Source organism: Agromyces sp. P1_H4, assembly GCF_056405255.1.
This window is the reverse complement of the sequence record NZ_JBFUCL010000635.1, coordinates 1-505: the sequence shown is the minus strand read 5'-3', so window position 1 is coordinate 505 and position 505 is coordinate 1. Positions and strand designations below refer to the sequence as shown.

1 protein-coding gene is annotated in these 505 nt (G+C 73.5%); it reads right to left on the bottom strand.

All coding sequences use genetic code 11. The annotated features are described in order from the left end of the window. Window positions 1-46: 46 nt before the first annotated feature. Window positions 47-505 (bottom strand): substrate-binding domain-containing protein (locus tag AC1DY2_RS20515; protein ID WP_476764087.1); only part of this gene is annotated, 459 nt, incomplete at its 5' end.

Genomic DNA, 505 nt, shown 5'->3' with positions numbered 1-505 from the left:
TCGGCATCCACTCGACGCCCAGCGCGCGTGCACGGAACGGCGCGGCTCAGGCGCGCGGGGGAGCGGTGCTCTCGCGCACGATGAGCTCGGTCGCCACGAGCGTGCTGCCCTCGCGCTCGCCCGACTCGACCTCGCTGAGGAGCGCCTCGACCGAGCGACGCCCGACCTCGCCGAAGAACTGCCGCACGGTGGTGAGCGGCGGCCAGAAGCTGCGCGACTCCTCCATGTCGTCGAACCCGACGACGCTGACCTCTGCGGGCACCGCCCGTCCTGACTCGTGCATGGCGCGGAGCACGCCGAGGGCCATCTGGTCGTTGGCGGTGAAGATCGCCGTGACCTCGGGGTCCTTCGCCAGCTCGAGCCCGATCGCGTGGCCCGACTCGCTCGACCAGTCGCCGACGAGCGCGGCGGGCACCTCGGCGCCATGGGCGCGCAGGGTCTGCTCCCACGCCTCGCGGCGATGCGTCGCCGAGTAGGAGCGCTCGGGCCCGGCGACGTGCCACAC